Source organism: Cupriavidus sp. MPR-AND1C (assembly GCF_058809705.1).
Genome location: NZ_JBXASU010000094.1, coordinates 20,555 through 27,713, shown reverse-complemented (window position 1 = coordinate 27,713; position 7,159 = coordinate 20,555). Strand labels below are relative to the sequence as shown.

The following is a 7,159-nucleotide window of genomic DNA, read 5'->3' as shown; positions in this document are numbered from 1 at the left end:
GGGATGGGCGTGGCGGGCACCGGCATCGGCGTGGATAGCGGCGCCGCCGCGCCTGCCGGCAAAGCCGGCTGCGTGGCCGCCGCGGGGCCGCGCGTGACGATGGCCGGGACCGGCAGCGCGATTTCCTGGCGCACGCCATTGCGCTCGATCACAACCCCGCGATCACGGACTTCCGTCAGCCGGATCTGCGGCGACAGCGCGGTGCCCGCGCGCACCGCCTTGGCCGGGCCACCATCCAGCGAGACAATGGCTGCCCCGGCGCCGCTGCCAATGTCGGCTACCACCCCGATCAACTGCACATCGCGCACGCCGGACTGCGCGTTGCCGCCAAACAGCGTGCCGGCCGCGCCGGTCTCCACCGCCTCGGTCTGCGCCACGCGGGCCGCGTTCGGCACGGCAATGGTCTGCATCGCGCTGAAGGTCAGCGCCCAGCGGGTAGCCAGGGCGCATAGCGCGACGAACAGCACGAGCGCGGCCAGTCTCGGCAGCCAGAGGCTGGAGGGGTTGAAGCGAAGGGCGGGCCGCAAGGAGAGTTGCACGGAAGTGGGCTGGTAGGCATCAAAACGCCAAGCCTACCAGAGCCGCATGACAGCTGTCTGCCTCCGTCAGGCCCGCAACGCATCGGCGCGCCAAGGCAAAACGGTGCATTCCGCGCATCCCGCGCCGTTGCGCCGCGGGTGAACATGCAAGCACTCGCTCGCAAAATCGTCATGAAGTGGCGGTTATACTGTTCGACCACTGGATCGCCGCCACGCGGATGCAACGCGGATATAAGCAGGCGCTCCGCCAGATATTCCATAAGGCTAACCATGATGCGCAGGAACGTTGCCACCCTTCCCGACTCTTCGCCCCGCCTCGGCCGCCGCCGTGCCCGCGGCTTTACCCTGATCGAAATCATGGTCGTGATCGTGATCCTCGGCGTGCTGGCCGCGCTGGTGGTCCCGAAGATCATGAGCCGCCCCGACGAAGCCCGTATCGTCGCCGCGCGCCAGGACATTTCCTCGATCATGCAAGCGCTCAAGCTGTACCGCCTGGACAACAGCCGCTATCCCACCACCGAGCAAGGCCTCGCGGCACTGGTGGCCAAGCCCACCACCGAGCCCGTGCCCAATAACTGGAAGGGTGGCGGCTACCTGGAAAAGCTGCCCAAGGATCCCTGGGGCCATCCGTACCAGTACCTGAACCCGGGCGTGCGCGGCGAGATCGACGTGTTCAGCTTCGGCGCCGACGGCCAGGCTGGCGGCAGCGGCAACGACGCCGATATCGGCAACTGGGAATAAGGAACCACTGCCATGATCCGGGCCAGGCGCGCAGCCATGAGCACCTGGCCACAGGCAGGGCGACTTCGCGGCCATCGCAGCCGCGGCTTCACCTTGCTGGAACTGCTGGTGGTGATGGTCATCGCCGGCATCGTGATCTCGCTGGTAGCCGTCAATGCCGCGCCCAATGAGCGCGGCCGCGTGCTCGACGACGGACAGCGCATTGCGCGGTTGTTCGAGCTCGCCCAGGAAGAAGCCCAGTTGCGCGCCCGGCCGATTGCCTGGGAGGCCGATACGGTCGGCTGGCGTTTCCTGCAAGCCACGCCGGCCGGATGGGCCCCGCTCGCCGGGGACGTGTTCGCGCCGACCAAATGGCGCCTGCAGCTCGACGGCGTGGCCGTCACCGAGGGCGGGCGCGGCAACGGCGGCGCGCGCCTGGTGTTCGGGCGCGAGCTGATCGAAGATCCCCAGCATGTGGTGCTGGTGCGCGGCGGCATCCGCGTCGACGTGGCCAGCGACGGCGCCGGCCGCTACTTTGCCAGCACGCCATGACGCGCCGCCCGAAATCCCTCGCCTGCGCGCGTACCTCCCGGCGCTTGCCGGCGCGCGGCTTCACCCTGATCGAAGTGCTGGTCGCCCTGACCATCCTGGCCGTGGCGCTGACCGCCGCCATGCGCGCGATGGGATCGATGATCGAGGCGGGCGCCGCCTTGCAGACCCGCATGCTGGCCGAGTGGAGTGCCGAGAACCACCTCGCCACCCTGCGCCTGTCCAAGACCTGGCCCGAGCCCGGCACGCGCGGGTACGCCTGCCCGCAAGGCGGCGTGGAGCTGTACTGCGAAGAAACCATCTCGGGCACGCCCAACCCCTCTTTCCGCCGCGTCGAGATCGCGGTCTACCCGTCCGGCGCCGACAAATCCGTGCGCCTGGCCTGGCTGGTCACCATCGTTCCCAATGAAACGCGCAACCTGCTCTAAACGCGTTAAGCGCTTCAAGTGCCTTAAGTGCCTTGGGCGGCCACGCCCGGCCTTGGCCATGCGCGGCTTCACGCTGCTGGAAATGCTGGTGGCGATCACCTTGCTGGCAGTGATCGCCGTGATCGCCTGGCGCGGCCTGGACGCGATGACGCGCGGCCGCGAGCGCCTGACCGACCACGACAACCGCCTCAATTCGCTCAAGCTGCTATACGGACAGTTCCAGTCCGACTGCGAGCACCTGAGCAGCCCGACCCTGCTGCAGGGCAGCCCCGTAGAGCTCGGCAACGGTCAGTTGTTGATGGTGCGAGACCGCCGCGACGAGGGTCGCCCCGGCCAGTGGCAGGTCGTCGCCTATCGCCTCAACGGCAACACCGTGGTGCGCGCGGCCAGCCCGCCGGCGGACAACCGCAGCGCCGTGCAGGCCGCGATGATCACGCTGCGCCAGGCGGGCGGCGGCGGCAACCTGGCGCGGCCGCTGGTCGGCGATGCCGACAGCCTGTCGGCGCGCGTCTGGGTCGAACCCGGTGGCTGGCAGGCCGAGAACGGCCGTATCGCCGCCGCGCTGCTCAGCGGCAACGCCAGCGCCAGCGCGGTGGCCGCCTCGGGCGTGAGCGCCAGCCTGGGGGTAGCCACCACGGCGGTGCGTGCGATCGAGCTCAACCTCACGGCGCGCATGGGCGACGGCGACACGCCGCGGCGCTTCCAGAAAATCTGCATGACCGGCCTATGAGCAAGCGCATCGCTCCCCTTGTGCCGGCCGGCCGCCGCCAGCGCGGCGCCGCCGTGGTCACGGCCCTGCTGGTGGTCACGCTGGCGGTCGTGGTGGTATCCGGCATGCTCTGGCGCCAGCAGGTACAGATCCGCTCCATCGAGAACCAGCGCCTGTTGGCCCAGGCCAGCTGGATCGAGCGCGCGGCTGTCGACTGGGCCCGCCTGATCCTGCGTGACGACCAGCGCCGCACCAGCGTGGACCAGCTCGGCGAGCCCTGGGCGGTGCCGATCGCCGAGACCCGCCTGTCGGACTTCCTCGGAGCCGGCCTGCGCACCGACCAGGAAGGCGAAACCTCCTTCCTGTCGGGCCGCATCCTCGACGCCCAGGCCCGCTTCAACCTCTCCAACCTCGTGCTGTGGACCGCCAGCGAGTCCCAAGGCCGGATCGCCACCATCGACGCCCCCAGCCTGGCGATCTATCGCCGCCTGCTGCAGACGCTGGGCCTGAACGCCTCGCTGGCCGAGCCGACCGCCCGCTACCTGGTAAGCGCCGCCGGCGGCAGCAGCGACAGCCAGCGCGGGCTGCGCGCGCCCGACGACGTCAACGACCTGCTCGCCATTGCGGGCTACACGCCGGAGATCGTGGCCGCGCTGGCGCCCTTCGTCGACGTGCTGCCCGAGCGCACGCTCGTCAATGCCAATACCGCCGAGGCCGAAGTGCTGGCCGCCGTGATCGACAAGCTGCCACTCGACCGCGCCCGCGAAGTGGTGCGCCAGCGCGACCGCGCCTATTTCAACAACGTTAGCGACCTGCAAACGCAATTGCGCACACTGGCGCCGCAGGCCGACCCCAACACCGCCACCGGCACGCTCGACGTACGCACCCACTATTTCCTGATCTACGGGCTGATCCGCCACGAGCGCGCCAGCCGCATGCAGGTCTCGCTGGTCTACCGCGGCGAAGTGCTGGGCAATGCCAACACCACCCGGGTGGTGTGGGTGCGCGATATCGACCGGATGCCGGAGCAGCGCTGATGCGCGCAACCCCTCGTCCGTGTGGCCGTCGTGGCTGGCGGATTTTGGGATCATGCTGTCGGATCGCGCGGGGCAAAAAGGGTGACCGTAGGTGGCCACAAGGGGCAGGCCCGGGCCTCCCAGGCGCCCCGCGAAACGCCTGCCGGTGCCCTTCCCGGGCACTTGGCCAGCAGCATCAGACAGATACGTATTGACGCCAATTCGTCACACAGGCAAGGTATGCTCCGGCCCGGCGGAAGCGGTAGTCCACGGCTCCTGGCGCCCGCTGTGTCCTGTGCCGCCGGCAGTATCGCAGCCGGCATCAGCCATGCAAGCAGCGCCGTGCGCTGCATGGGCCGCATGCCCCCGCTATCGTTCATTGACGCCACGACCGGCGCTGTAGCAAGGATATCTTGAGCACCACCCTGTACGTCCGCCTGCCGCATCGGCCGCACGACCAGCCGCAACCCTGGCACTTCGGTGCCTTGCCGTTTGCCCTGGTCCGCACGGCCATCGCCGACCGTAGCCACCGGCAAGGCCCCCAGGCGGCAGGGCAGCTGTTGCGCGAAGGCCACGCCGCCGTCGCCGAACTACCCCCCGCCGAACGCCTGGTCCTGATCATGGCGGCCAGCGATGTGCTGCTTACCGAAGCCACGGTGCCGCCGCTCGCGCCGGCGCGGCTCAAGCTGGCGCTGCCGAACCTGGTCGAGGAGGTGCTGGCCACCGACGCCCAGCCCTGCCATATCGCCGTGGGCCCGGCCCTCGATGCGCTGCAGGGCAAGAGCAAGGCGGCCAGCGGCTCGCGCCGGCGCTTGCTGATGGTGACGGACCGCGCCTGGCTGCGCGCCGTGCTGGACGCCTTTGCCGACCATCGCCACCGCCGCCGCCACGTGTTGCCGGCGCAGTTGTGCCTGCCCCGGCAGCCCGTGGCGCAGCCCGCCGAGCCCGGCGCGGATTCCGTCGGGCACCCCAGCACGGCCAGCGCGACCCCCGCCACGCTGGCGCTCGAAGCCGCCTCGCTGACCAGCGCGTCGCCCTTGTTTGAAACGCAGGGCGTGCCCGCGCCAGCCGAGCTTTTGCGCTACTGGCAACTGACCGTGCGCAGCAGTGAGTACGCCGGCTATGGCCTGCTGCTGGGCTCCGAAGCGCTCGCCGCCTGGCAGGGACTCGCCCCCGCTGGTGACTGGTACGCGTCAAAGGACGCCTTGGCGCAGGTGGCGCCGCCGGGCGCGCAGCCGCTGGACTGGCGGGTATGGATCGAAGGGGCGCAGGCCAGCCTGCGCGAGCCCGCGCTCGACCTGGCCCAGTTCGAATTCGCCCAGGGCCGTGCCGACCGCTGGAACCTCAAGGCCTGGCGCCTGCCGCTGGCGCTGGCTGCCGGCCTGGTGCTGGTCCAGTTGATCGGCATGAACGTGCATTGGCTGCTGCTGCGCCAGGAGGCGCAGCGCCTCGCGGCCGGCCAGGAACAGACATTGCGCAGCGCCTTTGCGCAGATCCCCGTGGTCATCGATCCGCCGCTGCAGATGCGCCGCCAGGTGGAGCAACTGCGCCTGGCGAGCGGGCGCAGCACGCCCGACGATTTCCTGCCGCTGGCCGACCGCTTCGGCCAGGCAGCACGCCAGCTTGCGCCGGACGCGCTGCTGGCGCTCGAATACCGCGGGCACACCTTGTTCGCCACGCTCAAGCCTGGCACCGACACCAATGCGCTGCGCAGCGCGGCGCGCCAGTCCGGGCTGGCCATGGAAGCCGACAATAGCCCGCCCGACGCCGCGCGCGCCAACGCACCGGCCGGCACGCGCTGGTCGATCAAGCCCAGCCTGTGAGCGCGGAGCGCCAAGTGAACCCGATGAAAGACACCGCATCCAAGCCCGGCCCCCGCGCCACCCAGCGCAGCCCGGCTGGCCGCGCGCGCGCCGCGGACCGGCTGGCGCGCCTGCGCCCGCGCGTGCCGCAGCGCTGGCAGGAACAATTCGACGCCTTCTGGTCGGCGCGCAACCCGCGTGAGCAAGCCATCCTGGCCGGCGGCAGCGCCGTGCTGGCGCTGGTGATCGGCTACACCGTCCTCTGGGAACCTGCCGCCGATGGCCGCGACAAGCTGCTGCGCAGCCTGCCGCAACTGCGCAGCGACTCGGCGGAGATGGAAACGCTGGCGCAGGAAGCGCGCGGCCTGGCAGCCAGCCCGGCCCCGTCGCTGCGCGGCGAGGCGCTCAACCAGGCCTTGCAGGAGAGCCTTGCCCAGCACGGCCTCAAGGCCACCCGCCTCAATGGCACCGGCGACAACAGCGTGCAGGTGCAGCTCGACAAGGTGCCCTTCGGCTCCGTGGCGAGCTGGCTGCAGGACGTGCGCCAGCAACAGCGCCTCAAGGTGATCGATACCCGCATCGTCTACGTGGGCGCCACCGCCTTGGTGAACGTCACCGCCACCCTGCAAGGCCCCGCGGCAAATCCGGGCGGGCGCGGCTGATGGCGCGCCTGGAGGCCCTGAGGCTCGCCCGCCGCCGCGTGCTGCTGGCCGATGCCGATGGCTCGCTGTGGAACGGCAGCGCCACCCTGGCCCTGTCGGCCGGCGCTGGCAGCGAGACCGCCACGGTGCTGCCCGGGCGCCTGCAATGGTCAGTGGCCTTCTGGCCGTTGCTGACCGGCACGCTGCGCATGGTGGTCAGCCATACCGAGGCCATGAGCGGCCCGGTCGCCGTGGCGGTGACCCCGCTGGGCTGGACCGCCCAGGCTGGCGCCATCCGCATGCCGGCGGCGCTGCTCGAAGGCATCGGCGCCCCGTTCAATACCCTGCGCCCCGACGGGCTGATGCGCATTGACTGGTCCGGCCTGCAAGGCCGGTTCTTTGCCCGTGCCAGCGAGCCGGGCAGCGCAGGTAGCGCGGGTGGCATGGCCGGCCACCTGACCGTACGCCTTGACCAAGTATCATCGGCCGTCAGCCGGGTGCGCCCGCTTGGCAGCTACCGCGCCGAGATCGACTGGTCGGGCGCCGACGGCAAGCTGCAACTGACTACCCTCGCCGGGCCACTGCACCTGCAGGGCAGCGGCACCCTGGGCCGCCAGGCGCGCTTCGAGGGCACGGCCGATGCCGACCCCGACGCCGCCACGCAATTGGTGGGCCTGTTAAGCCTGCTGGGACGACGTGAGGACAATGTGACACGGCTGCGCTTCTGACCCCGGCATCGGCGCGAAACCTTCGCG

At 70.5% G+C, this 7,159-nt stretch carries 9 protein-coding genes; 8 read left to right on the top strand and 1 reads right to left on the bottom strand.

What is annotated here, in order from left to right; genetic code table 11:
• The coding region (locus AC1RWI_RS31900) for a type II secretion system protein N (RefSeq protein ID WP_492870339.1) at window positions 1-539 on the bottom strand (539 nt) is incomplete at its 3' end.
• A 273-nt stretch (window positions 540-812) separates the two neighbouring features.
• Here AC1RWI_RS31900 and gspG point away from each other — a divergent pair.
• The 8 genes from gspG to gspN all read left to right on the top strand — a co-directional run bounded on the left by gspG (window position 813) and on the right by gspN (window position 7,132).
• Window positions 813-1,280: a type II secretion system major pseudopilin GspG gene (gene gspG / locus AC1RWI_RS31895; protein WP_043352406.1), complete on the top strand. Its 468-nt coding sequence runs from the start codon at window positions 813-815 to the stop codon at window positions 1,278-1,280.
• Window positions 1,281-1,316: 36 nt separating this feature from the next.
• Window positions 1,317-1,811 (top strand): GspH/FimT family pseudopilin, encoded by a 495-nt coding sequence (locus AC1RWI_RS31890; RefSeq protein ID WP_043352408.1) that lies wholly within the window; start codon window positions 1,317-1,319, stop codon window positions 1,809-1,811.
• Window positions 1,808-2,236: a type II secretion system minor pseudopilin GspI gene (gspI, locus tag AC1RWI_RS31885; RefSeq protein ID WP_052494706.1), complete on the top strand. Its 429-nt coding sequence runs from the start codon at window positions 1,808-1,810 to the stop codon at window positions 2,234-2,236. The genes AC1RWI_RS31890 and gspI overlap by 4 nt, the downstream gene beginning before the upstream one ends.
• Before the next feature lie 58 nt (window positions 2,237-2,294).
• Window positions 2,295-2,966: a PulJ/GspJ family protein gene (locus tag AC1RWI_RS31880; protein ID WP_043350423.1), complete on the top strand. Its 672-nt coding sequence runs from the start codon at window positions 2,295-2,297 to the stop codon at window positions 2,964-2,966.
• On the top strand, window positions 2,963-3,982 hold the full coding sequence (gene gspK / locus AC1RWI_RS31875; RefSeq protein ID WP_052494707.1) for a type II secretion system minor pseudopilin GspK: 1,020 nt from the start codon (window positions 2,963-2,965) through the stop codon (window positions 3,980-3,982). The genes AC1RWI_RS31880 and gspK overlap by 4 nt, the downstream gene beginning before the upstream one ends.
• 392 nt (window positions 3,983-4,374) lie before the next feature.
• On the top strand, window positions 4,375-5,784 hold the full coding sequence (gspL, locus tag AC1RWI_RS31870) for a type II secretion system protein GspL (RefSeq protein WP_043350426.1): 1,410 nt from the start codon (window positions 4,375-4,377) through the stop codon (window positions 5,782-5,784).
• Window positions 5,785-5,807: 23 nt separating this feature from the next.
• Window positions 5,808-6,425 (top strand): type II secretion system protein M, encoded by a 618-nt coding sequence (locus tag AC1RWI_RS31865; RefSeq protein WP_174428493.1) that lies wholly within the window; start codon window positions 5,808-5,810, stop codon window positions 6,423-6,425.
• Window positions 6,425-7,132, top strand: coding sequence for a type II secretion system protein N (gspN, locus tag AC1RWI_RS31860; protein WP_492870338.1), 708 nt, complete (start codon window positions 6,425-6,427; stop codon window positions 7,130-7,132). The genes AC1RWI_RS31865 and gspN overlap by 1 nt, the downstream gene beginning before the upstream one ends.
• Window positions 7,133-7,159: the final 27 nt, after the last annotated feature.